Source organism: Nocardia salmonicida NBRC 13393, assembly GCF_001613085.1.
Taxonomy (GTDB): Bacteria; Actinomycetota; Actinomycetes; order Mycobacteriales; family Mycobacteriaceae; genus Nocardia; species Nocardia salmonicida.
This window is the reverse complement of record NZ_BDBR01000041.1, coordinates 34,385-55,844: the sequence shown is the minus strand read 5'-3', so window position 1 is coordinate 55,844 and position 21,460 is coordinate 34,385. Positions and strand designations below refer to the sequence as shown.

General features: G+C 67.7%; 16 protein-coding genes and 1 tRNA gene. 3 read left to right on the top strand and 14 right to left on the bottom strand.

Annotated features, from left to right (window positions below; genetic code table 11):
- Positions 1-3: 3 nt before the first annotated feature.
- On the bottom strand, positions 4-1,359 hold the full coding sequence (locus tag NS1_RS30560) for a hypothetical protein (protein ID WP_062990074.1): 1,356 nt from the start codon (positions 1,357-1,359) through the stop codon (positions 4-6).
- A gap of 193 nt (positions 1,360-1,552) precedes the next feature.
- Here NS1_RS30560 and NS1_RS30555 point away from each other — a divergent pair, with 193 nt between their 5' ends.
- Both NS1_RS30555 and NS1_RS30550 read left to right on the top strand, forming a co-directional pair.
- Positions 1,553-2,677 carry a phosphotransferase family protein gene (locus NS1_RS30555; RefSeq protein ID WP_062990072.1) on the top strand — a complete coding sequence of 375 codons (1,125 nt, stop codon included), beginning with the start codon at positions 1,553-1,555 and terminating at the stop codon, positions 2,675-2,677.
- A 14-nt stretch (positions 2,678-2,691) separates the two neighbouring features.
- Entirely contained in the window at positions 2,692-3,783 is a 1,092-nt protein-coding gene (locus NS1_RS30550) for an Rv3169 family protein (RefSeq protein WP_062990125.1), read from the top strand.
- A gap of 63 nt (positions 3,784-3,846) precedes the next feature.
- Here the strand turns inward: NS1_RS30550 and NS1_RS30545 are convergent, their stop codons facing one another.
- From NS1_RS30545 to mqo, 8 genes are all read right to left on the bottom strand, one after another.
- Positions 3,847-5,445: a TROVE domain-containing protein gene (locus tag NS1_RS30545; protein WP_062990070.1), complete on the bottom strand. Its 1,599-nt coding sequence runs from the start codon at positions 5,443-5,445 to the stop codon at positions 3,847-3,849.
- Positions 5,446-5,718: 273 nt separating this feature from the next.
- A tRNA-Pro gene (locus NS1_RS40420) sits at positions 5,719-5,784 on the bottom strand.
- Between the two features lie 64 nt (positions 5,785-5,848).
- Positions 5,849-6,268 carry a cobalamin biosynthesis protein gene (locus NS1_RS30540; RefSeq protein WP_084504664.1) on the bottom strand — a complete coding sequence of 140 codons (420 nt, stop codon included), beginning with the start codon at positions 6,266-6,268 and terminating at the stop codon, positions 5,849-5,851.
- Between the two features lie 25 nt (positions 6,269-6,293).
- On the bottom strand, positions 6,294-7,718 hold the full coding sequence (locus NS1_RS30535; RefSeq protein ID WP_062990067.1) for a cobyrinic acid a,c-diamide synthase CobB: 1,425 nt from the start codon (positions 7,716-7,718) through the stop codon (positions 6,294-6,296).
- Positions 7,712-8,326, bottom strand: coding sequence for a cob(I)yrinic acid a,c-diamide adenosyltransferase (gene cobO / locus NS1_RS30530; RefSeq protein ID WP_056811609.1), 615 nt, complete (start codon positions 8,324-8,326; stop codon positions 7,712-7,714). The genes NS1_RS30535 and cobO overlap by 7 nt, the downstream gene beginning before the upstream one ends.
- A gap of 120 nt (positions 8,327-8,446) precedes the next feature.
- A complete protein-coding gene (locus NS1_RS30525) occupies positions 8,447-10,561 on the bottom strand; it encodes a magnesium chelatase subunit D family protein (RefSeq protein ID WP_062990065.1) in 2,115 nt (704 codons plus the stop codon).
- A gap of 166 nt (positions 10,562-10,727) precedes the next feature.
- Positions 10,728-11,168, bottom strand: a complete 441-nt coding sequence (locus NS1_RS30520) for a GNAT family N-acetyltransferase (RefSeq protein ID WP_062990064.1) — start codon at positions 11,166-11,168, stop codon at positions 10,728-10,730.
- The gene (mqo, locus tag NS1_RS30515) at positions 11,165-12,694 is read right to left on the bottom strand and encodes a malate dehydrogenase (quinone) (protein ID WP_084504663.1); all 1,530 of its coding nucleotides are present in this window, start codon (positions 12,692-12,694) and stop codon (positions 11,165-11,167) included. Before mqo ends, NS1_RS30520 begins: the two co-directional genes overlap by 4 nt.
- A gap of 234 nt (positions 12,695-12,928) precedes the next feature.
- On the opposite strand from mqo, the gene NS1_RS30510 reads away from it, so the two are divergent.
- A complete protein-coding gene (locus NS1_RS30510) occupies positions 12,929-13,951 on the top strand; it encodes an alpha/beta hydrolase (protein WP_062990062.1) in 1,023 nt (340 codons plus the stop codon).
- A 59-nt stretch (positions 13,952-14,010) separates the two neighbouring features.
- Here NS1_RS30510 and NS1_RS30505 read toward each other — a convergent pair whose 3' ends face one another.
- The 5 genes from NS1_RS30505 to NS1_RS30485 form a co-directional block, all read right to left on the bottom strand.
- A complete protein-coding gene (locus NS1_RS30505; RefSeq protein ID WP_056811621.1) occupies positions 14,011-14,574 on the bottom strand; it encodes a hypothetical protein in 564 nt (187 codons plus the stop codon).
- A gap of 185 nt (positions 14,575-14,759) precedes the next feature.
- Positions 14,760-16,397: an AMP-binding protein gene (locus tag NS1_RS30500; protein ID WP_062990119.1), complete on the bottom strand. Its 1,638-nt coding sequence runs from the start codon at positions 16,395-16,397 to the stop codon at positions 14,760-14,762.
- A gap of 209 nt (positions 16,398-16,606) precedes the next feature.
- Positions 16,607-18,232: a cobyric acid synthase gene (locus NS1_RS30495; RefSeq protein WP_062990060.1), complete on the bottom strand. Its 1,626-nt coding sequence runs from the start codon at positions 18,230-18,232 to the stop codon at positions 16,607-16,609.
- Positions 18,229-19,092, bottom strand: a complete 864-nt coding sequence (gene map / locus NS1_RS30490; protein WP_056811628.1) for a type I methionyl aminopeptidase — start codon at positions 19,090-19,092, stop codon at positions 18,229-18,231. The genes NS1_RS30495 and map overlap by 4 nt, the downstream gene beginning before the upstream one ends.
- 89 nt (positions 19,093-19,181) lie before the next feature.
- Positions 19,182-21,458: an FdhF/YdeP family oxidoreductase gene (locus NS1_RS30485; RefSeq protein WP_062990058.1), complete on the bottom strand. Its 2,277-nt coding sequence runs from the start codon at positions 21,456-21,458 to the stop codon at positions 19,182-19,184.
- Positions 21,459-21,460: the final 2 nt, after the last annotated feature.

The following is a 21,460-nucleotide window of genomic DNA, read 5'->3' as shown; positions in this document are numbered from 1 at the left end:
ATCTCAGCCGAAATTCGGCTGGTTCTGCACCCAGCGGAAGTTCGTGCCGCGCAACGGGAATCGCTCGAGGTCGACGCGATCGAGGGTGACCGTCGTGGGTCGGCCGTCGAGTTCGCCGCGCAGGGTCAGCTTGTCGGCCGAGGGATGGTCGACGGTGAATGTCGCGTACGGCGCGGGGGTCCGGTCCGGGCCGGTGGGTGCGGCGGCGAGCGTCATCGTGTTCGCCGCCAGGTCGGTCGTGGCCAGCACCGGCACGATCGTGTCGTCCATCCGCTGGTAGCCCGCCGTGCCGATGTCGATGACGAGGCGTTGCCAGCGCACCGGATCGGTGGTGAGCGGCGGGATCGGGGCACCCTCGATGCTGAACTCGCTGACTTCCCAGATGCCGTAGAGCTCGGGTTTCGGTGCGCCGCCGCCGTATTCACGCCAGCTCTCCACGCCGGCGTAGATCATCCCCACGGTGATCCACAGCCCCACCGCGACCTGCGCCACGGTGGCCCACCGATTCGCACGCTCGGACCTGAACAGCGGCGGCTGCACGGCCGGTTCCGAGTCTCGTTCCAGTACGAGGAAATTCATCATCCGGCGAGCCTGCGGGGCCAGCAGTACCAGCCCCATCAGCAGCAGATGCCCGGACAGCATCTTCACCGGGACGTCGTAGGTGAGGTTGAGCAGGAACACCTGCGCCATGCTGATCACGCTCAGCATGGCGCCCAGCGTCGCCGTGCGTGGCCAGAACAGCAGCAACCCGGCGAGCACTTCGGCCGTACCCAACGCGATCTCGTAGGCGGGCGAGGATCCCACTTGCGTCCACAACATCGCCATCGGCGTCAGATCACCGACGCGAGTGAGCAGGGCGATCAGCGAGGGTTCCGGCATCTGCGTAGGGATCAGCTTCGCGAAACCGTAGAACAGCATCTGCCCGCCGACGAACAACCGCAACGCGGTGAGGAACCAGCTCAGCAGCCGTGGATACGCACGCCTGCGCCGATCGAGCACCGACCACACAACGGTGATCAGCACCGCGACAATCAACACGAGGCCACATTGAATCCAGATCGCCGCCTGGTCACCACTACCAGTCATGGCCAGCTCGGCCTCGACCCCGAACACGTGCTCACCGATCCAGGCGCTCACCGGCTCGAGCGCGAGCATCTGCCAGAGCATGGCCTCCTCGGGCAACGACAGCGCGAAGACGCCGAGGAAAACGAAGGTGACCTGAGCCATCCACAGACAGAACAAACCGAGATAGGCGACGCTGAACCGGAACGCGAGCCGGGTGACCGGATGCCAGCTCGGAGTAGAGGGTGGCGCGCTCGCGACTTCATCGTGCGTGCGCTCCGTGGTCACTACAGACACCCGTACCTCCCCGTCGAGATTCTTTGTTACCGAAGCTAATCGGCATCCCCCACCGAGCGCGTCCGGGAAAACCCTGATCTTTACCCTGTCAACCTGAATCCCACTCACCGACGCCGCACTTACATTTCGGATAGTCTTCGGGTACCCAGAAGTGACACACGTTACAGTTTTGTCGACAGGGGAGCCAGCACAGATGTCCGAAGATCAGGATCCCGCCGCTCGAGTGTCGCTCACGGTCAACGAGCGTGATCTGGACGAGCTCGCCGGACAGCTGACGCGATGGCTGACCGACAAGGTCGGCGGCGACGTGGCGGTCAGCAATTTGAGCAAGCCGTCCAGCGGCGGCATGTCCAGCACCACCATCTTGTTCGACGCCGAGTGGTCGGCGGGCGGCGGCACCGAACAGGGCTCCTTCGTCATCCGGATGGCGCCGGAGGACAGCTCGTTCCCGGTGTTCGAGTCGTACGACCTGGCCATGCAGTACCAGGTGATGGCCGGTGTCGCCGCGGCCTCCGAGGTCGCCGTCCCACCACTGCGCTGGCTCGAACTCGATGACTCCGTGTTCGGCTCGCCCTTCCTCGTGATGGAGCGGGTCGAGGGCAGGGCGCCGTCGGACAATCCGCCCTACGTGTTCTTCGGCTGGCTGTTCGACGCCACCGCCGATGAGCGCGAGCTGATAGCGGACGCGACCGTCGAGGTGATCGCGCAGGTGCACGCCATCGACGAGGTAGCCGAGCGCTTCCCGTTGCTCGATGGCGAGGGAACCGCGCTGCGCAGGCATTTCGAGGCCCAGCGCGCCTGGTACAAGTGGGCACTGACCGACCACGACGTCGAGGTGCCGCTGATCGAGCGAACGTTCGACTGGCTCGAGGCCAACTGGCCGGCCGATCCCGGTCCCGAGGTGCTGAACTGGGGCGACGCCCGCCCCGGCAACATCCTGTTCGAAGGCTTCACCCCGACGGCGGTGCTCGACTGGGAGATGGCGACCTTGGCGCCACGTGAACTCGATCTGGGCTGGACCATCTTCATCCACAGGTTCTTCCAGGACATCGCGACCCGCTTCGATCAACCCGGCCTCGCGGACTTCCTTCGCCGCGACGCCGTGGTGGCGAAATACGAGGAACTGACCGGACATTCGGTCCGCGATCTGGACTTCTACATCGTCTACGCCGCGCTGCGGCACGCGATCGTGATGGCCAGGATCAAGTGCCGGATGATCCATTTCGGCGAGGACACCGTGCCCGCCGAACTCGACGACTACGTGATGCATCGCCTCAGCCTCGAGGCGCTGCTCGACGGCACCTACGAATGGGACTGACGATGCGCGCGATCATGCCCGTACCCCTGGACGAATACCCGGTCCATCAGACCCCGCTGTCGCTGGCCAGGGTGGCCACCAGCGACCGGAACTTCTACGACCGCTATTACTTCAACGCCTTCGACCCCGCAGGCGACGCGATGCTGATCACCGGGTTCGGCGTGTACCCGAACCTCGGTGTGGTCGACGCTTTCGCGGTGGTGCGCCACGGTGACGCCCAGCGCAGCGTCCGTTTCTCCGACGCGCTCACCTCGCGTGATCTGAACACCGCCGTCGGTGGCTACCGAATCGAGGTGATCGAGCCGCTCCAGAAACTGCGCCTGGTCTGTGAGCACGACGATCTCGCTTTCGATCTGACCTGGACCGGTGCGCAGCCCGCCGTGCAAGAGCAGCCGCACCTGATCCTGTCCGGCACCAAGCCGATGATCGAGGCCTCCCGCTTCGCCCAATCGGGTTCGTGGGCAGGCACTCTCGCCGTCGACGGCATCGACTACACCGTCGATCCCGCGGTGTGGACCGGCAGCCGCGACCGATCCTGGGGCATCCGGCCCTCCGGTGAGCCGGAACCCGCCGGTCGACCCACCGGCATGGACGGTTTCTGGTGGCTGTACGCGCCGCTGCGGTTCCAGGACTTCTCGATCGTGGTGATCGTCCAGGAGGAACCGGACGGCACCCGCACGCTCAACAACGCGGTCCGGATCTGGAACGACGGCCGCAAGGAACAGCTGGGCTGGCCCCGCATGCACTGGACCTACGAGCCCGGCACCCGGCACCCGAAGTCGGTGCGGCTGGACATGACCACGCCCGACGGCAAACCGCTCGAGGTCGAGGTCGAATCGCGCCCCGGTATCGCCCTGCACGTGGGCTGTGGCTACGGCGCCGACCCCGACTGGACCCACGGCCGATGGATGGGCGAGAACTGGTCGCTGTCGAGCGCCTACGACCTCACCGACCCCGCGATCAAGGCCCGCACCCCCTACGGCGTGATCGACCACATCGGCTATGCCCGCTGCGGTGACGCCGAAGGCTGGGGCCTGTTCGAACACGCCTCCATGGGCCGCCACGACCCGACAGGTTTCGCCGATTGGTCCTCTGTCGCCCCCTGACGGAACCCTTCGCGCGAGAAAAAGGCGCCGCCGCGACAACGAGGTCGCGGCGGCTCCGATTTCTTATGCGGCCGTGGCGAAGTCGGCCAGTAGCGACGGCACCGCGGCATCGAATCCGGCGACGTCGAGCATGCCCGCGTCCGCCGGGTCGGCGATGCTGAAGTTCGTCGCGGTCATGCCGACCACCACGAGCTTGGCTCGCGGGTTCACCTCGCGGCGGTAGCGGGCCAGTGCCTGGTGCGGGTGCACCGAACCCGCCCAGGTCTCGTTGTCGGTGTAGATCGAGAACACATCGACCTCGATGCCCTTGTCCAACGCGTGCAGGATCGGCAGCGAGCAGTCGGTGCCGCCGAACGGCAATCCCGACACCGCCCCCACCGCGTCGTCGAGACGCTGCCGCGGCGAGATCGACAGCTGGGACAGGTCGCGCGCACCCTGCCACCCCTTGCCGCCCGAGGTGAACCCCACGATCTGGTGCTGCGGCTCGGTGCGTGCGGTGACCAGGGCGAGCGCGGCCGAGGCCTCACGCGCCGAGATCGGCAGTCCCCCGATCCCACTCGTCATCGAACCCGAGACGTCCAGCGCCAGCAGGTGCCGCAGGCCGGTCGGCCGCACGGACTCGAAGGCCGCGTAGAACGCGGTATCGAGAGCGTCGACGACCGGAGCCGACGGCGTCCAGGTGCCCGCACCGCGCGCCGAACGTCCGGAAGCGTAGGTGCGCGACGCGATCAGTACCGACACCGGGTGTACCCGAGCCTTGCGCAGCCGCGCCGGGTCGGCGAGCTGCGCGCAGATCGCGGAGGTGCGCGGTCCGAGCGGATCGAGCAGGCCGAGGCGCGTCAGGCGTGGCAGCTGACGGAGCAGTGACGTCTGCGGAATACCGTTGTCCAGCAATGCTTCCCACACCGGCGCGGTGTTCAGCGCGGCATCGGGCAGCATCTCCCAGCTGAGCCGGTACTCGCGCACCAACTCCGGCACCTGCGCCACCGGTGCGTTCTGTGCTCGCTGGAAACCGTCGAGCAGGGCCAAACCGTCGAGTTCCGGTGCGCGGCCGCAGATCCAGTCGAACAACCTGCGTCGCTCGTCGTCGGCGGTCGCCGGGTGCGACAGGCGCAGCAGGTCGCGGTGCGACCAGCCCTCACGCTGCCGGTACTTCACCACCTGGAAGGCCAGTGCGTCGACGGGCTTGTCCAGGTACCAGTTCGCGACGGCCCGCTGGAGACCGCGACCCCAGCCGCGGAACTGCTCGGCGTAGCCGGCGAACAGGAACAGGTGCGTGCCGGTCCGCGCCACGAGCGGCAATGCGGCGAGAGCAGCGCGGCGACCGTCGACATCACCGAGTGACGCGGCGGCGGCCAGCGCGAACAGGGCAGGGTTCGGGCGCGGTGCACGCCCTGAAGTGGAGATCTCGATGATCTCGCGAACGAGGTCGGCGGTGTGCTGGGCGGCGTACTCGGCGATGAATTCGACACTGTCGGCCGTCAACGCCTTCGCGTTGACGTAAAAAGTTCCCGATTCCGTTCCGAGCGTGAGAAAGCGGCGCGCCCGCGCCTGCGGGGTGATCTCGAAGACGTAGCCACCCGCATTGTCGACCACCTGCCGGGTATCGGCGGGCAGGGTCTGCGGCGTGCTGCGACGAGAAATGCGCGACAGGATATTCATTGTTCCCCCTCCGATACGTATACCGGCGTCGATGATTCGGTCCCGGACCCAACGGGACATGGCGTGACGTGATGAGCGGACGGACGTGTGTTTACGGCCGAACAACGGAAATCGCTTTCCGCCACGGGGTTCGAACCCGCTGGACCCTGAGGTCGTGCCAGATAACCGACCGAATCCGGTCCGTCCTGCTCACTCCACGGACAGTTGCTGGCGGACGTGTATGTCCCGACCGGTATAGGTGCTCTACCAGGCTGAGCTACCGCCACCTCGCGATGGCGGGCAGGATTCGAACCTGCGACATCCCCAATCCGAGTGGTAACCGATCAGATCCGGTCCGCCTCGCAACTGCTGAATAAGACGTTACTGCCCATGATCGAACTTGCCCACTGAATTGATTCCGCATTCATGAACACGGCGATACCGACGCTGCGGCGATCACTATCCCGTCGACAATTGTTCTGCCGCACACGAGTTCGCCGTGGCCCGCGAGCAGAGCCGCGGCTTCCGCCACACTGGGGGTGCCGACGGCCGCCGACGCGTGATCCGAACGGTGCCGCACATCGACCTCGGCTAGTTGCTCGGCGGTGAACGCCACCACGACCACGCGCAGCGTCGCCGCCGCGGCCAGGACACCGGGTTCGGTCGCACGCCGGTCGAGGGTCGCCAAGCAGCTGATGGCGGTGTCGCCGACCACCGCCCGCACCGCGCGAACGATCCGGCCCCCATCGGTACCCGGCCGTACGCCGATCCCGACAGCCACCACCGAACCCGATGCTGCGACACCGGTCGTCGCCGGTTGTCGCTCGCCGTCGGAGGTCGTCATCGGCGCCGTGTGTCGTTGCGCGCCATCAGTGGTCGAATCGTCTTGCGGCGGTGACGAATCGGGCGATAGCGTCGGGATTTCCCGCCGGATGGGTGTGCAGGTAGGACGCGTGCACCTGGCGAATCACGGCACCCTCGGCCACGGAACCCGTTGTCCGCCAACCCCAGGCGGCGTTCTCGGCACCGGTGCGCGCCAGCCGGGTACGGTGGAATTCGTGGCCGCGTACCCGGGCTCCAGCTCGCCAGAGTGCCGAGTCGTGCAGGGCGACGGCGTCGCGGTAGCCGAGCGTCAGGCGAGGACCGAATTCGGCGTCGGCGTCGATGACGCCCGCCATCTGATGGCCGTCGAGAGAGCGCGTGAGGTAGAGCAGTCCGGCGCACTCGGCGTGGATCGGCAGGCCCCTCGCCGCCCCTTCGGCCACTGCGGTGCGGAGGCGCTCGTTGGCGGAGAGCTGCCCGGCATGCTCTTCGGGAAAGCCGCCGGGAAGGACCAATCCCGCTGTGTCGACGGGGAGTTCGTCGGAGAGTGGATCGAAAACCACTACCCGGGCGCCGGCCGCCATCAGGAGTTCCCGGTGCTCGGCATAACCGAACGTGAAAGCCGGACCGCCCGCCATCGCGATCAACGGATCCCGGTTCGAGATGTCGACCTCGGCCGCAGCGTGCTCCGAACTTGTTCCGTCCGAGGGACTTTCAGCGGCAGCGGCCAGCTCGACCCCAGGATCCCACGCGGCGCCCGCTACCGAGCCGCCCGCCAGCGCCACGATCGCGCGCAGATCCACGTGTGCCGCGACGAGTTCGGTCATCGCGTCGACCGCGGCGGTGGCGGCGGCGCCGTGTTCGACGGCCGGGATGAGGCCGAGATGGCGTGAGGGGACTTCCAGTTCGGCCATCCGGGGCAGGGCGCCGAGGACCGGGAGGCCGACGCGGTCGCAGGCCGCGCGCAGGACTTGTTCGTGGCGTTCGCTGCCGACCCGGTTGAGGATCACGCCGCCGAGGCGGACCGAGGAGTCGAAGGTGGCGAAGCCGTGGAGCAGGGCGGCCAGGCTCTGGGAATGGCCACGCGCGTCGACCACCAGGACGACCGGCGCTCCGAGCAACCCGGCCACTTGCGCGGTGGACCCCTCGGCGACCGCATCCGTGCGGTTCTCGTCGATCCGGCCGTCGAACAGACCCATCACGCCCTCGACGATCGCGATATCGCAGCCCTGCGCGCCGTGCCGATACAGCGGCACCACCCGATCCTCACCGACGAGAACGGGATCCAGATTGCGCCCAGGTCGCCCGGCCGCGAGCCCGTGATAGCCGGGGTCGATGTAATCGGGCCCCACCTTGAACGGCGCCACCCGGTGCCCGACCCGTCGCAGCGCACCGATCAGCCCGGTGGCCAGCGTGGTCTTGCCGCTCCCCGATGCCGGGGCGGCGATCACCACGGCGGGAGCGCTCACCATTCGATACCGCGCTGGCCCTTGCGGCCCGCGTCCATCGGGTGCTTGACCTTCGTCATCTCGGTGACGAGGTCGGCCACCTCGATCAGGGCCGCGGGTGCGTCGCGGCCGGTGACGACCACGTGCTGGTTGCCGGGGCGGTTGGCGAGGGTGTCGACGACCTCGTCGATGTCGACCCAGCCCCATTTGAGGGGGTAGGTGAACTCGTCGAGGACGTAGAAGCGGTGCTGTTCGGCGGCCAGGCGGCGGGAGATCTCCTGCCAGCCGGACAGGGCGGCGGCCGCGTGGTCTTCCTCGGTGCCGTGCTTGCGGGTCCAGGACCAGCCTTCGCCCATCTTGTGCCACTCCACCGCGCCACCGGCGCCGGTCTCCTCGTGCAGGGTCCCGAGGGTCCGGAACGCGGCTTCCTCGCCGACCTTCCACTTCGCGCTCTTCACGAACTGGAAGACCGCCACGTCGAAGCCCTGGTTCCAGGCCCGCAACGCCATCCCGAAGGCCGCGGTGGACTTGCCCTTGCCCGGTCCCGTGTGCACCGCCAGGACCGCTTGGTTGCGCCGCTGACGGGTCGTCAGGCCGTCCTCGGGCACACTCTCGGGAACACCTTTGGGCACTGGTCACTCCTCGTCATTTGTCGCACTGACGCGCGTGTTCGCGGCGCACGGTGGCCCGCGAGGCCAGCTCGTCACCATTTCTATCAGGGCGCGCCCGGAGCCTCCGGGGGCGTGGCGGCTTTAGGCCGCGCGGGCGGGCGAGCCGGTGGCGCGGACCACGTCGGCGACGGTCTCACCGGTGAGTTCGTTCAGGCGCAGGTAGCGGGCGCGCAGATCGCGCGCCAGTTCGGCGGCCAAGCCGAGGCGGATCATGCCGCGTTCACAGTCGATGACCATGGCGGTGTGGCCTTCGGCGGCCAGCACCCTGGCGGCGGTGCGGGCGCGCGGGAGGGGGTCGGTGCCGCCGGTGGCACGGCCGTCGGTGAGCAGCACCAGCATGGGGCGCCGGCGCGGATCACGGACGTGTTCGCGGGCGATCACCTCGCGGGCCTTCAGCAGACCCGCGGCGAGTGGCGTCTTGCCGCCGGTGCGCATCCCGGCCAAGCGGCGGACCGCGATGTCGACCGAGGAGGTGGGCGGCAGAACGAGTTCGGCTTCGCTCCCGCGGACGCTGATCACGGCCACCTTGTCGCGGCGCTGATAGGCATCGCGCAGCAGGGTGACGATGGCGCCGGTCACGGCGGTGAGGCGGTCGCGCGCGGCCATCGAGCCGGATGCGTCGACGACGAAAACGACCAGATTGCCTTCTCGGCCTTCGCGATACGCGCCGCGCAGGTCTTCGGCTTCCAGAGCGAGCGGACCATGGAGCCTGCCACGTTCGACCTGTTTCGGCGCGGCCGCGAAGACCGTGCCGAGCAGGTGCAGGCCGGTCGAGGGGTCGACGTCGGAACGGACAGTCCGGCCGGTTCGGGTCCTGGCGCGTGAACGTCGACCCGGGGCGCCCTCGCCGATACCGGGGACCTCCCAGCGCGGCGCGGGCTTCGCCGCCGAAGTCGGCGTGCCCGAAAGCTTTTCGGGCCCGGGTCGCGAGCCGGTGCCTGCGTCGTCCTGGCTGGAGCTGTCCGACCGGTCGCCGCCGGAGCCACCACCGCTCGGTCCGCCGTCAGGCCCCTGATCGTGGGGACCACCACCGCCGGGACCGCCATCGGGACCCCCGTCGTCCGGGCCACCGTCATCGGGACCATCGTCGGGACCGCCTTCGCGACCGGTGCCCCGCGAGCGCTCGTCGTCCTGAGGGTCGAAACCCTCCGGGCGAGCCGAGTCACCACCGTCAGCCTGGAGTTCGTCCTCGCCGCCGTCGCCCGATCCGCGCGGACCGTCGAATTCCTCATCCCCCGAGGCCTTTTCGACTTCAGCCGCCGCGGCCTCCATCGCGTCGTCGAGCTGCTGCTCGCTGATCCCCGGCTCGTCGAACGGATCCCGCCGACGACGATGCGGCAACGCGAGTTCCGCGGCGATCCGCACATCGTCCTCGGTGACCCGATCCCGGCCACGCCACGCCGCGTGCGCGGTCGCGGTCCTGGCGACCACCAGGTCGGCGCGCATCCCGTCGACATCGAACGACGCGCACAGCGCCGCGATCCGCCGCAGCTCGGAATTGTCCAGCGTGACCTCGGGCAACCGGTCGCGTGCGGTCAGAATGCGTTCGGCCACCACCTGATCGGCGTCGACGTAGCGGGCGGCGAACCCGGCGGGGTCGGCCTCGTAATCCAGGCGACGGCGCACCACTGCCATCCGCACGTCCACTTCACGCGAGGCCGCCACGTCGACAGTGAGCCCGAACCGGTCGAGCAGCTGCGGCCGCAACTCCCCCTCTTCGGGGTTCATCGTCCCGACGAGAACGAAGCGCGCCTCGTGCGAGTGCGAGACACCGTCACGCTCGACGTGCACCCGGCCCATCGCCGCCGCGTCGAGCAGCACGTCCACCAGATGGTCGTGCAGCAGGTTCACTTCGTCCACGTAGAGCACGCCGTGGTGGGCCGCGGCCAGCAACCCGGGCCGGAACGCCTGCTCCCCGTCCCGCAGCACCCGCTCGAGATCCAGCGAGCCGACCACCCGATCCTCGGTGGCGCCCACCGGCAACTCCACCAGCCGCGCGGGCCGCGCTCCTGTCTCGTCGACCACCGGCGGCAGCAACTGCGCCAGCGCGCGCACCACGGTCGACTTCGCGGTGCCCTTCTCGCCACGCACGAGCACGCCACCGATTCCGGGGTGCACGGCCGACAAGATCAACGCCAGCTGCAGCCGCTCCTGCCCCACCACAGCGGAGAACGGGAACCCCGCCTCACCCGCCACGCGCGCGGCGGTATGCGGACCAGCGGCAACATCAGCAAAACCAGGCACGCCCCAACTCTATGCGCGCGGCGATCCCGGCAGCCCCCCGGGCATCGACGGGCCGGGGAGCCGAAGCCCGGCTCCACCGTCGACCTGCTCGAACCCGCGAACGACACGGTGAACGGCGTCAGCCGCGCCGCATCGGGACGTGCAGGATCCCGTCCTCGTCGTATTCCGGCCCGTCGACGGCGAAACCGAACTTCGCGTACATGCCGACCAGGTGCGCCTGAGCATCCAATCGCACAGTGGCCGAACCGGTTTCAGCCAGCGCGGCCTGCATCAGACGGGTGGTGTACCCGTGTTTGCGCGCAGCCGGCGCGACGCACACCCGGCCGATGCGATAGCTGCGCACCCCGTCGACGAACTCCTCGAGCAGGCGCAGGGTGCCGAGCACGGAGCCGTCGTCGAGCCACAGATGCCGGGTGGTCGGCAGCAGGTCGCGACCGTCCAGCTCCGGATAGGCGCATTCCTGCTCGACGACGAAAACGTCCACGCGAAGTCGCAACAGCCGGTAGAGGGTGGCCGCGTCGAGATCCGCCGCCCACGACCGTCTCAGCTCGACGTTCACACCTGCGCGAAGCTCGCGACGTGCTCGCGCGCGGGCGCGTTGGTGCGGTCCAGCTTCAGCGACTTGCTGGTCCAGTCCCACACTTCCTGGAACAGGGCCTGGTTCTCCGACAGCTTCTGCCCGAGCGAGGGGATCATCTGCTGCAGCTGCGGCGTCCAGCCCGTGTACTGCTCCGGGAAGCAACGCTGCATCACGTCGAGCATGGCGGTGACGCAGGTCGACGCACCCGGCGACGCGCCGAGCAGCCCGGCGATGGAGCCGTCCTCGGCCGAGATGACCGCGGTGCCGAACTCGAGCACACCACCGACGCCCTTACGGCGGATGACCTGCACACGCTGACCGGCGGTGATCAGCTCCCAGTCGCGGCCCTGAGCGCGCGGCAGGAACTCGCCGAGCACGCCGATCTTGCCGTTCTGCGACTTGAGCAGCTCCTCGACCAGGTACTTGGTCAGGCCCAGCTCGGTGAGACCGACGCCCACGAGCGAGCCGATGTTGTTGGGCTTGATCGACTTGAACAGGTCGGCGTTGGAGCCGTCCTTGAGGAACTTGGGGGTCCAGCCGGCGTAGGGGCCGAACAGCAGGCCCTTCTGGCCGTTGATGACGCGGGTGTCGAGGTGGGGCACCGACATGGGCGGGGCGCCGACGGCGGCCTTGCCGTAGACCTTGGCCTCGTGCTCGGCGATCAGCTCGGGGTTGGTGGAGCGCAGGAACTGGCCGCTGATCGGGAAGCCACCGAAGCCCTTGGCTTCCTTGATGCCTGCCTTCTGCAACAGCGGCAGCGCGGCACCACCGGCGCCGACGAAGACGAACTTCGCATTGATGGTGCGCGACTGGTAGGTGCGCAGGTTGCGGACGGTGACGTTCCAGGAACCGTCGGACTGCTTGTCGAGGTTGCGGACCTCGGTGCCGAAGGCGATCTCGCCGCCGGAGTAGCCGATGTAGGCGAGCAGCTGCTTGGTGAGCGCGCCGAAGTCGATATCGGTGCCGCCGTCGGACCAGTTCAGCGCGATCGGGTCGCTGAAATCGCGGCCCTTGGCCATCAGCGGCAGGCGCGCGGCGAACTCGTCGGGGGCGTCGATGAACTCCATGCCGCGGAACAGCGGGTGCGGCGACAGCGCCTCGTGACGCTTGCGCAGGTACTCGACGTTGTCGGCGCCGTGCACGAAGCTGACGTGCGGGATGGGGTTGATGAAGCCCGCGGGGTCGTCCAGCACGCCGGTGTCGACGGCGGAGGCCCAGAACTGGCGCGAGACCTGGAAGCGCTCGTTGATGTCGACGGCCTTGCTCACGTCGACCGAGCCGTCGGCGTTCTGCGGGCTGTAGTTGAGCTCGCACAGCGCCGAGTGGCCGGTACCCGCGTTGTTCCACGGGTCGCTGCTCTCCGCGGCGGCGGCGTCGAGCCGCTCGAACACCGAGATCGTCCAATCCGGCTGCAGCTGCCGCAGCAGCGCGCCCAGCGTGGCACTCATGATGCCTGCGCCGATGAGAACTACATCGGTCTTTTCACTCTTCGCAGCGTTCGGCACGGGTAGATCGACTTCCTTGTCCTTCTCAGCTACCCACCGGCGGGTGAGTTCGCTTGGCGCGGGCGCTTTGGCGGTGTTGATGCGACTCGCGGTGAATCGCCGGGAGGTAGGTTACCCGTCGTTCACCTTCTGCCAATTGTGCACCTCACCTGAGCACAGTTCTGCAACGGACCTCACGAATGTGATGAAAACCAAGCCTGCACGTCACCATGACCGCGCGATAGATTGAGCAGTGTGACGAACGAAACCCTCGCCGATCGCACCGACGAGCAGTGGCAACCCGATGTCCTCGGCACCGCGTATCAACAGCGGACCCTTCCGCTCGGGATCGACCCCGACGGTGAGGGCGAAGTGGTGGCCACGCTCGTGCGCTACCAGCCCGATGCCGCGGCACCGGCGGTCGAGCCGACCGTGCTCTACGTGCACGGGTTCACCGACTACTTCTTCCAGGAGCACCTGGCCGAGCACTTCGCGGCCCGCGGGCACCGCTTCTATGCGCTCGACCTGCGCAAATGTGGTCGGTCGCGGCGAGAGGGGCAGAGCGCGCACTACATCAGCGACCTGGCGTTCTACGACGACGAGCTCAACGAGGCGCTGCGGATCGCGCGCGAGGAGACCGGCAACGATGTGCTGATCGTCGCGCATTCGACCGGCGGATTGATCGTGCCGCTGTGGCTGGATCGGCTCGAGGCGGCCGGTGGCAGCGCGGCGGCGGGTGTTGTCGGCGTCGTGCTCAACAGCCCCTGGTTCGACCTGCAGGGGCCGTCCTTCTACCGCACGATCGGCACTCCGGTGATCAACACGGTCGGCCGGTTCCGGGCCTTCGCCCAGCTGCCCGCGGGCATCAGCACCGCATACGGCGACAGCCTGCACACCAGCCGCTCGGGCGAGTGGGATTACAACCTGGACTGGAAGCCACTCAGTGGTGAACCGGTGCGGCTGGGTTGGCTGCGGGCCGTCCGCCGAGGACACGCGCGGCTGCATCAAGGCTTGACCATCGGCGTACCCGCGCTCATCCTGCGCTCACGGATCACCAAGTTCGCCCGCGAGCACTCCCCCGCCGTCGACGTGGCCGATGCCGTGCTCGATGTGAAGCAGATCCAGCGCTGGGCGGGCTGCCTGGGCGAACGCACCTCGATCGTCCCGATCGACGGCGCTCGCCACGACGTATACCTGTCCTCGGAAGCTGTGCGCGCCAACGCATTCCAGGAAACCGACAACTGGCTCGACTGGTTGGCGGCCTACCGCAAGTCCTGAGCCGGACCGACACCGGGCTCTGACGCACCACGTCAGAGCCCGGTGATCTCGGTCGGCGCCTACCAGAGGCTGGTGCGCAGAACGATTTCGGTGGCGAATTCGTGGCCGGCTTCGGTGGCGATGTTGTGGACTTCCAGTGGGACGACCCGGAATTCGCCGTAGACATAGCGGCCGGAGGCGTCGGCGGTGGCCCGGGGCAGGCTCTTGGTGACCAGCATGGTGACGGGCAGCTCCAGCGGCGGACAGGACGCGTCGGGGACGCGGCCGTCGGCGTCGGGAACAGCCGGGTGTCCGTGATCGGCGACTACCAGGCTCATGAACCGCCCGAACCGGCCTGCGCACACCCGCCAGGCCAACTCCGCGCCCGACCCACGCCCCGCGACGTTCACGTAGGGCAGGTCGAGTTCGTCGAGAATCGTGAGCACGCCCGCCGGGTCGAGCCCCTCGGTCGACTCCACGACGATGGTCTGCAAATCGGACTCGTGCAGCCGCGTGCACACCGTGTCGAACACGTCGGCAGGGTCGTCCGCATCGGGAAGCAGCAGCACATTGTGCCGCGAGGAGGGTCCGTCGACCCGCACCGTCCTGGCCTGGTCACCGACCGTGATCTGCCGAGATTTCATGCCGGGTTACGGTACACGGCCGGGCTGAACTACGCCGACGGTTCCGACGCGCCTTGCCGATCGCCACACCCCCGTGTACTGGGCTTTCACTGTCCGCGATGCCGAAATTGCCAAACCTGTCACAACGCCGACCCCACCGCTGTGAGGAGACCGGCCGCACAGCGGGTGATCCGCGCGAGCACGGGTCACGCGGACACCTCGCTTCCGATGTGCGCCTGACCACGCGCGATCTCGGTGGCCCACCGGTAGTCGGCTTTGCCGGCAGGGGTTCGCTTGATCTCGACGACGGTCCTCATCGCGCGCGGCACTTTGTATCCCGCCAACGACGTTCGGCAGTGCTGCTGGACGTCGTCTAGCGTCAGTGTCGGCGCGTCCGGGTAGGTAGCGATGACAGCGGCCACCTTCTGCCCCATGCGCTCGTCGGGTACCGGGACGACGAGCGCGTCAGCGATCGACGGGTGGGCGTGCAGTACCGCCTCGACCTCTTCGGCGAACACCTTCTCGCCGCCGGTGTTGATGCATTGCGAACCACGCCCGAGGAACACGATGGTGCCGTCGGCTTCGACGCGCCCCATGTCACCGAGGATCGACATCCGCGTGCCGTCGACGCGGGTGCGGAAGGTGCGGGCGGACTTATCCTCGTCCTTGTAGTAGCCGAGCGGAACGTTGCCGACGCGGGCGATGTACCCGATCTGGTCGCTGCCCGGCGCGATGTCGGCGAGGTCCTCGTCGACGAGCAGCATCGTCGATGACGACGGCATGCGCAGGTTGCCCTGCTCGTCGACGGTGAAGGCACCGTCGTTGCCGGATTCGGAGGCCCCGAAGTTGTCCCGCAGCAGCAGATCCGGCTTGACCGCCAGCATCCGTTCGCGCACCCTGACCGACCAGATCGCGCCACCGGAGGTGATCGAGAACAGCGAGCTCAGGTCGATCTGGCCCTGACGGCGTTCCATCTCGTCGACCAGCGGTAGCCCCATGCCATCGCCGACGATGAGGATCACTTGGATCCGCTCCCGCTCGATCGCCTCGACAACGCGTTGCGAGTCGAAGTCGCGCATGAGCACCACGCGGGCGCCGAGCGTGAAGAACGTGAACAGCGAATACAGGGCCGCTCCGTGCATGAGCGGCGCGGCTACCAAGAAGGACAGCTCCGGAAACTCTTTCGCGGCGGCGGCGATCTCGGCGAGGTCGGCGCGCGGGTCGGTGCCGTAGGGATTTCCGCCGGAGAGCGGCTTGCGGAAGAAGTCGTCGTGGCGCCACATCACGCCCTTCGGGTATCCGGTGGTGCCACCGGTGTAGAGCACGTACAGCTCGTCTCCCGTACGAGGCGCGAACTCCACTGCGGCAGAAAGTGTTTCGTGATCGGCGAAGGAAACCACGGCGACGGATCGAGCGGCCGCCGCGGCGCGCAGCTCGTCGTCGAGCTCGCCGATCACGATCACCGTGCGGACCAGCGGGCATGCCGCGAGGAGCTCCGCCAGCGTTCGCTGATGCTCCGGCAGTTCGACGATGACAGCGACCGAGTCCGAATTCGTGAAGATGTACTCGAGTTCGGCGGGCGTGTAGCGGTAGTTGACCCTGATCGGCGCCGCGCGGATCTTGATCAGGCCGAGGAGGGAATGGACGTGCTCGACGCTGTTCTGGAGGAACAACGAGACATGGTCGCCCTCCCCGATGCCCGCCTGCGACAGCATCGCCGCCACCTTGCTCGCCTCGCCGTCGAGCTGGGCGTAGGTGACGTTCTCACCCTCATAGGTCAGCGCGACACGGTCGGGAACGGCCGCGGCCACCGTTTCGAAGACATCCGCCAGATTGAACTGCACAATCACTCCCCGTAGACCATCGGCATCGACTACACACCGCCGTGAACACGTTCTACTCACTGGCCGAAACTGACCTAATCAGTCCTGCATGAGCTCGTCCTGGACTCCAGCAATCGGTGCCGTCAATGGTAGAACAGGTTACAAAACAGTGGTGCCGTATCGGCATACCCGGCACCACGGCGCCGCGTCCGCAGCTACCGGCGCCAGGATCACCGGGAGGTTCGGATGACCGGGATATCGGCCGGGGCGCCGTCGCGGATCAGCCGATCCAGCGCCGCGAGGTCGACGTGTCGCTCGACGAGGTCGGCGAGAAGGTCGAGTTGCGCGGACCTGACGGCCGCCACCGAGGTGTCGGGGGCGACGGTGAAACCGGTGCGTCCGGCTCGGGCGGCGACTTCGGTGAGCCAGGTGCGGCGGAACCCGTCGGATTCGAGGAGTCCGTGGACGTGGGTACCCCAGATCGCGGCTCGCGCGCTGCCTTCATCGTCGCCCTCGATGGTCAGCCAGGCGGGGTCGGCGGTGTGGGTCACCCTACCGTGATGGATCTCGTAGCCGTGCACGCGAATCGAGCCCGCCGCACCGGTCACCTGACGGGCGATCTTGGGGTCCGCGAATTCGATGTCGAGTTCGAGAAGGCCGAGGCCGTCCGCCACCGTTGGCCGCCTGGTCGCCAGGGATTCGATACCGAGGTGATCGGGTGTCGCCGTGGGCGTCGGTGATTGCGCGGCCCTGTGCTCGACGCCGTCGACGATGCGTCGGCCGAGCATCTGGTAGCCGCCGCAGATGCCGAGGATGGGGCGGCCCGCCGCGGCGCGGGAGCGGAGGGCTTCCCCTATCCCGTTGGCGCGCAACCACTCCAGATCCGAAATGGTCGCTTTCGAACCCGGCACGACGACGAGGTCGGCGGTGGCCAGTTGGTGGGGACTGTCGGCCCAGCGAACCGCTACGCCGGGTTCGCAGGCGAGGGCTTCGATGTCGGTGGAGTTGGAGATGCGAGGCAGCCGGATGGCGGCCACGGTGAGCCAATCGGCGCCGTGGGGCGGGCCTGGTCGGCCCACCGGGGCACCGGAGATGGTGCCGAGGGAGTCTTCGGCGTCGAGCCAGAGGTCCTCGGCGAACGGGAGGACGCCGAGGGTGGGGCGGCCGGTCAGGGTGGCGAGCTGGTCCAAGCCGGGTTGCAGCAGGGACACGTCGCCGCGGAACTTGTTGATGATGAAGCCCGAGATCAGTTGCTGGTCTTCGGGTTCCAGGACCGCGACGGTGCCGAACAGGTGAGCGAGGACCCCACCTCGATCGATATCGCCGACCACCAGGACCGGGATCTCGGCGGCGCGCGCCAACCCCATGTTCGCGAGATCGGTGGCCCGGAGATTGATTTCGGCCGGTGAGCCCGCCCCCTCACAGATCACCACGTCGAATTCGTCACGTAACGAGGCCAATTCAGCCGCGACGACTTCGCGCAACTCCTGCCGTCGGGTGAAATAGTCACGCGCGCCGACCGTTCCGACGGCCTTGCCGCGAACCACCAACTGCGAACGGCGATCACTACCGGGCTTCAACAGCACCGGATTGAACCGCACGCTCGGCTCCAGCCCGCACGCGCGCGCCTGTAACGCCTGCGCACGCCCGATCTCCCCGCCGTCGAGCGTGACGACCGAGTTGTTCGACATGTTCTGCGCCTTGAACGGCGCCACCCGCACCCCACGCCGGGCCAGCATGCGGCAGATACCCGCCACCACAACGCTTTTCCCGGCGTCGGAGGTGGTACCCGCGATGAGCAGCGCCCCGCGCGGCGCTACGTCGGCCTCGTCAGCGCGAGCGCCCGCCGGATTCACGGCAGGGTCAGGATTTCCGCGCCTGTCTCGGTGACGACCAGTGTGTGCTCGAACTGAGCCGTCCACTTGCGATCCTGGGTGACCACGGTCCAGCCGTCGTCCCAGATGTCGTAGTCGATGCCGCCGAGGTTGATCATCGGCTCGATCGTGAAGGTCATGCCGGGCTCGATCACCGACTCGATGTTGGGCTGATCGTAGTGCAGCACCACCAGGCCGCTGTGGAAGGTGGGGCCGACGCCGTGACCGGTGAAGTCACGCACCACGCCGTAGCCGAAGCGGTTGGCGTAGGCCTCGATGACGCGGCCGACCACGTTCAGGGCGCGACCCGGCTTGACCGCCTTGATCGCCCGGTTGGTGGCCTCCTCGGTGCGCTCGACGAGCAGGCGCACCTCCTCGTCGACATCGCCGGCCAGGAAGGTCTTGTTGGTGTCGCCGTGCACGCCGTGGATGAACGCGGTGACGTCGATATTGACGATGTCACCGTCTTCGACCACCGTCGAGTCGGGGATGCCGTGGCAGATGACCTCGTTGAGCGAGGTGCAGCAGGACTTGGGAAAACCCTTGTAGCCCAGTGTGGAGGGGTAGGCGCCGTGGTCGCACATGTACTCGTGAGCGATCCGGTCGAGCTCGTCGGTGGTGACGCCGGGCACCACGGCCTTGCCCGCTTCTTCGAGCGCCTGCGCCGCGATCTTGCCCGCGATCCGCATCTTCTCGATGGTCTCGGCGGTCTGCACCCAGGGCTCGTTGCCCTCGTTCGCGGTCTTCTTCCAGACGTATTCGGGCCGCTCGATGGAGCGGGGAACTTCCCGGATCGGCGACTGGGTGCCGGGAACTAGTGGCTGGCGGGTACGCACGGACATAAGGGCAGTGTATCTATGCCCGCAGATCTCCGTGCGTCACCGCCCGTGCACTCGGCGGGCAGTCCGCGACGCCGGGGATGCGCTCTGCGTCAGGCCACAGGCTCCAGCCGGACGATGATGCCCTTCGACGTCGGCGTGTTGCTGACGTCGGCCACGCTGTCGAGCGGAACCAGCACATTGGTCTCCGGGTAGTAAGCGGCCGCCGAACCACGACTGGCCGGATATCCCACGGCGACGAATTTCTCCGCCCGCCGCTCGGTGCCGTCGTGCCAGATGCTCACAATGTCGACCAGCGCACCGTCGGCGATCCCCCGCTCGGCGAGGTCGTCGGGGTTGACCATTACCACCCGACGGGCGTTGTGGATGCCCCGGTAGCGATCGTTGCCCGCGTACGGAATGGTGTTCCACTGATCGTGGGACCGCAGTGATTGCAGCACAAGGTATCCCGGCGGCGCGTCGATCATGTCGAAGTCGTTGCGGGTGAACTCGGCCTTACCGCTCGCGGTGCGGTAGATGCCCTTGTTGACCGGATTGACCAGCAGCATCCCGCCCGGCGCGGTGACCCGTTCGCCGAAGTTCTCGAAGCCGGGCACGACCCGGGAGATACGGTCGCGCACGGTGCTGTAGTCGGCGACGAATTCCTCCCACGGAATCGTGGACTCCGTCCCCAGTGTGCTGCGCGCCAGCCGGGAGATGATCGCGACCTCGCTCAGCAGGTCCGGTGCGGCCGGGTCGAGCCGCCCCCGCGACGTGCGCACCTGGCTCATCGAATCCTCGACCGTGTAGAACTGCTCGCCGGTGGCCTGGATATCGCGATCGCTGCGGCCCAGCGTGGGCAGGATCAGTGCCGTCGCGCCGCAGACCGTGTGGGAGCGGTTGAGTTTGGTGGAGATCTGCACGGTCAGCGAGCACTGCCGAAGGGCTGCCTCGGTGACCTCGCTGTCGGGTGTGGCCCGCACGAAATTACCTGCGACACCGACGAATACCTTCGCCTTGCCGTCGCGCATGGCCCGGATGGAACCGACCGCGTCCAGCCCGTGGGCCGTGGGCGGGGTGAACTCGAACTCCTTGCCGAGGGCGTCCATGAACGACTGCGGCATCCGCTCCCAGATGCCCATGGTGCGGTCGCCCTGAACATTGCTGTGCCCACGGACCGGGCACACCCCCGCCCCCGGACGCCCGAGGTTGCCCCGCAGCAGCTGGAAGTCGACGATCTCGCGGATGGTCGGCACGCCGTGCTTGTGCTGGGTCAGACCCATCGCCCAGCACACGATGATCTTCTTGCTGGCGAGCACCTGCTGGTGGACGGCTTCGATCTCCGCGCGTGCCAGTCCCGTCGCGAGGAGCGCGTGGTCCCAGCTCAACGTCCTCGCGTGCTCGGCGAAGGCGTCGAAGCCGGTGGTGTGCGCGGCGATGAACTCGTGGTCGAGCACCGTGCCCGGCGCTGCGTCCTCGGCGTCGAGGAGCAGTTTGTTCAGCATCTGGAACAGGGCGAGGTCGCCGCCGGGGCGGATCTTGAGGAAGATGTCGGCGATCTCGGTGCCGCGTCCGATCACCCCGCGCGCCTTCTGCGGGTTCTTGAACCGGATCAGCCCGGCCTCGGGCAGCGGGTTCACCGCCACGATCTTGCCGCCGTTGCGTTTGGTCTGTTCCAACGCCGTCAGCATGCGCGGATGGTTCGTGCCGGGGTTCTGGCCGACGACGAAGATCAGGTCGGCTTCGTAGATGTCGTCGAGCGACACGGTGCCCTTGCCGACGCCGATGGTCTGGTTCAGCGCGGAACCGCTCGACTCGTGGCACAGGTTCGAGCAGTCGGGCAGGTTGTTGGTGCCGTAGGAGCGGGCGAACAGTTGCAGCAGGAACGCGGCCTCGTTGTTGAGTCGCCCCGAGGTGTAGAACAGGGCCTCGTCGGGGGTGGCGAGGCCGCGCAGCTCGCGTGCCATCAGGGCGAAGGCGTCGTCCCAGTCGATGGGCTCGTAGTGGGTGGCGCCGGGACGCTTCACCATCGGCTCGGTGAGCCTGCCCTGCTGGTTGAGCCAGTAATCGGACATGGTGTCGAGCTCGGCGACGGGATGCTCGGCGAAGAACTGCCTGGTGACCCGGCGCGTGGTGGCCTCGTCGTTGATGTGCTTGGCACCGTTTTCGCAGTACTCGTTGCGGTGCCGTTGTTTCGGCTCGGGCCATGCACAACCGGGACAGTCGAAACCGTCGGTCTGATTGATGTTCAGCAAGGTGAGCGCGGTGCGGACCGGGGAGTTCTGCGACAGCGAGTACTCGATCGCGTGCGCCACCGCGGGAACGCCGACCGCCCAGGTCTTGGGCGGGGTCACGCTCAGATCATCTTCCGGGTCCTCGATAGAGGTCATGT